Annotated in this window: 4 protein-coding genes; all 4 read left to right on the top strand. The window is 48.5% G+C overall.

The features are described from left to right. A partial coding sequence (locus tag M0P74_18230; protein MCK9365524.1) for a hypothetical protein occupies positions 1 to 249 on the top strand: 249 nt, incomplete at its 5' end. A 347-nt stretch (positions 250 to 596) separates the two neighbouring features. Continuing rightward, positions 597 to 1,889 (top strand): ATP-binding protein, encoded by a 1,293-nt coding sequence (locus M0P74_18225; GenBank protein MCK9365523.1) that lies wholly within the window; start codon positions 597 to 599, stop codon positions 1,887 to 1,889. Between the two features lie 434 nt (positions 1,890 to 2,323). Next, on the top strand, positions 2,324 to 2,482 hold the full coding sequence (locus tag M0P74_18220) for an AbrB/MazE/SpoVT family DNA-binding domain-containing protein (GenBank protein MCK9365522.1): 159 nt from the start codon (positions 2,324 to 2,326) through the stop codon (positions 2,480 to 2,482). A 327-nt stretch (positions 2,483 to 2,809) separates the two neighbouring features. After that, on the top strand, positions 2,810 to 3,151 hold the full coding sequence (locus M0P74_18215; protein ID MCK9365521.1) for a nucleotidyltransferase domain-containing protein: 342 nt from the start codon (positions 2,810 to 2,812) through the stop codon (positions 3,149 to 3,151). The last annotated feature ends 62 nt before the right edge of the window (positions 3,152 to 3,213 follow it).

Here is a 3,213-nt window from a genome sequence, read left to right as displayed (position 1 = left end):
CTTACGGAACGGATGTATCTTGAGGGAAGGATGGGGAGACCCCGAGGAAATAAGAGGGCACGTTCCCATATTTCCTCCGATCGAGCCTATTACAACACCGGCTCCTGCGTTCATCCCCGCTGCATCACCGGGATCGAGATCGCCCCAGGGGCAGACGGGAAGCCCGCCTTCACTCTCATCAAGTGGGGCTACGCAGCCCAGGGCGCCGGGCGGGCGCTGGCTATCGCACGGGAAGTGCTGGAGAAATAGGGACAGAGCCCCTATTGTTTGGCCCTTCACAGGTGTTTTGCCGGGAAAATCGCATAGAGGTATTGGGGGAACAGGAAAGTTTGGGGCTTAATCAGGGACAGAGCCCTATTTATTTTAAACCCATTCGATATTCCTCTGAGCCAATTGCAAAATAAGCTTATCCGTCGCCCCGGCGAAAACCGGTACCCGGAACATATTGAAAAAACTGGATTCCGGCTTTCGCCGGAATGACTATGTATCTGACCCCGGTTTTCTTCTTTCCTTCTGAGTGCTGAGTAAAGAAAGCTTATCTAAAATAAATATAATAAGCAATTGATCTATCTCTAAAAAAGAGATAGTATGGCATCATGAAAAATGTAATTTCGCAACTTATAGATGATTTCCATGAACGGAACTTGCCTGAACCGGTAGCCCGGAATAAGGAATTTTCCGGGGTCAGGGGCAAGGCGGATGTCGTCATCGGTATGAGGCGGGCGGGCAAGACCTGGTTTTGTTATCAGAAAATAAAGGAACTGATTGCCTCGGGAATAAAAAAAGAGGAGATACTTTATCTTAACTTTGAAGATGATCGGTTGCTGGAGTTTACCGTTAATCATTTTCAGGAAATTCTCGATGTCTATTTCGGTAAATATCCCGAACATCGCAATGGCCGGTGTTATTTTTTCTTTGATGAGATTCAGCGAATTGATCAATGGGAAATGTTCATCAGGCGCCTGCTGGATACGGAAAACATTCAAATTTTTATTACCGGCTCATCTTCGAAGCTCCTTGGCTCAGAAATAGCCACCAGCTTGCGGGGGCGATCGATAGCCATAGAGATATTCCCCTTCAGCTTTGAGGAATTTTTGAAATTTCACGGGCTTTTTTCCGGCAGCCCAAAAACGTTTGGCGCGAACACGGCCTCCATCTTACGCAAGGCGGTAAAAGATTATCTGGAAGTGGGCGGCTTCCCGGAAGTGCAGACGCTGGATCGCAATCTTCGCATTGAAGTATTGCAGGGGTATATCGATTCCGTACTGCTGAAAGATATTGTCGAGCGCCATAAGGTCAGTAACATTCTTGTGCTGAAGCATCTTGTCCGCCATTGTATGCATTCTGCCGGCGGGCAATTCAGCGTCAATAAATTCTTCAATACGATGCAGAGCATGGCGATCAAATGTACCAAGAACAGCTTGTATGAATATCTTGATCATTTGACGGATGCTTTTTTGTTTTATAAAGTTCCCATTCACAGCCGTTCGGAAAAATCAAGGCTCATCAATCCGGCGAAAATCTACACGGTCGATACGGGGCTTTTGAATGCCATGACCTTTCGTAATGCATATAATTACGGACAGTTGCTGGAAACAATGGTATTTATGCACCTGCGTCGCGGGGGGTATGATGTGGAATATGTCACGACAAAAGACGGGTATGAAGCTGATTTCCTGGCGCGGCACAGAATTTCCGGCGAGACTCAACTGATCCAGGTATGCTGGGAGATGTCGGATAAAAAGACCTTCGAACGAGAACTCCGGGGATTGAAAAGCGCCATGGATGAACTTTCCCTCTCCGCCGGCACGATAGTAACCTGGGATGACGAAACCGACATCGAGAATGGCATAGAAGTCATTCCCCTCTGGAAATGGCTCCTGAGATAAATAGGGACAGAGCCCTATGTGCGGCCGGGCAAGGTCGCGTAATCAAGCGGGTGAAAGTCCCGCCCCGGAAGGAAGGCCATCCACCGGGTAGCGAGTCCTTGGAGGCTGACTGGTAACAGTCATCTTTAAGCGTAGGACAGCGAGTAGATAGGCCGTAATCCGAAAGGGTGAAGGGATTGAGCCTCGTAATTGTCGCGTCGGGAAGGACGACACTGTATTAGGAGTGGAAGTCAACACGGGCATTTCCGCTAAAGGCAAGGAATGTCCGCTTCCTCGGGGTCAGAGACCATGGCATGTTTGAGACCTTTGAATAACTGCCAATATTGTCATTTCGACCGAAGGGAGAAATCTTTAACTATGCACGAGAATTAAGATTTCTCGTCGCTAACGCTCCTCGAAATGACAAAATTCAAAGGTCTCGCAGGAGGTATGGAATGGAAAATTTAGCTACCACAAAGATGTCCTCCAAAGGTCAAGTTGTCATCCCCGAAGACATTCGCAGACGTCTCAATTTGAAGCCCGGTTCGCAATTCATGGTTTTGGGAGAGGATGATGTCGTTATTCTCAAGGCAATTTTGCCGCCTGAAATGTAGGAGTTTGATGCCTTGATCGCTCAAGCCCGTAAACAGGCCAAAAAAGTCGGCCTGAGGCAATCCGATATTACGGCTGCAGTCGCCACGGTGCGGGGACGGACGTGAGGATAGTCCTCGATACAAACGTGGTTATTTCTGGAATTTTTTTCGCCGGGCCTCCCTATAGGATCATTGAAGCATGCGTGAAGGCGAGCTGCATCTGGTGGTTTCGTCGGTGAAACACTCGCAATTCAAAGGTTTTGCGGCAAGTATGGGGTGGGGTTTGATAAGAGGGCAAACATAGAGTTTTTAGTTGCTATGACTTTATCATCTGAAAAATTGTCACGCATGGCTGCGTATCAAGAACGTTTGCAGCGAGAAAAGGTTGATGCCCTGGCAATTCGCAATGCCCAGGCACTTGAGGAGGTGCAGGCGCTGGTCGGAAAATTCCTTTTGGCTGATGCGGGCATCACAAAAATAATCCTCTTTGGGTCACTGGCGCGCGATGATGTTTCGTCGCTGGATTCCGACATAGATCTGGCTGTCGCCTGTTCCGGCGAGCATTTTCTGGCGCTGGTTACCATTGCTCAGGACAGCCCTTTTAAGGTGGATTTGGTGGAGCTTTCTACTGCTGACAACAGAATAAAGGACGCCATAGCGCGGGAAGGGACGGTGCTTTATGAACAGTGAAAGAATGCGAACCTTAAAGGCTGAGTTGCTGGCAGATATGCTGGTGCTTGAAGAACTGGAGG

The organism is Syntrophales bacterium (assembly GCA_023229765.1).
In the GTDB taxonomy this organism is placed as follows: Bacteria; Desulfobacterota; Syntrophia; order Syntrophales; family UBA5619; genus DYTH01.
The sequence above is the reverse complement of the archived record's forward strand: the minus strand, read 5'-3'. Positions and strand labels throughout refer to the sequence as shown.

Bases quoted from the DNA above. Each gene is read 5' to 3' on its own strand.
- M0P74_18220 (MCK9365522.1), top strand. From the start codon at position 2,324: ATGGAAAATTTAGCTACCACAAAGATGTCCTCCAAAGGTCAAGTTGTC.
- M0P74_18215 (MCK9365521.1), top strand. From the start codon at position 2,810: ATGGCTGCGTATCAAGAACGTTTGCAGCGAGAAAAGGTTGATGCCCTG.
- M0P74_18225 (MCK9365523.1), top strand. From the start codon at position 597: ATGAAAAATGTAATTTCGCAACTTATAGATGATTTCCATGAACGGAAC.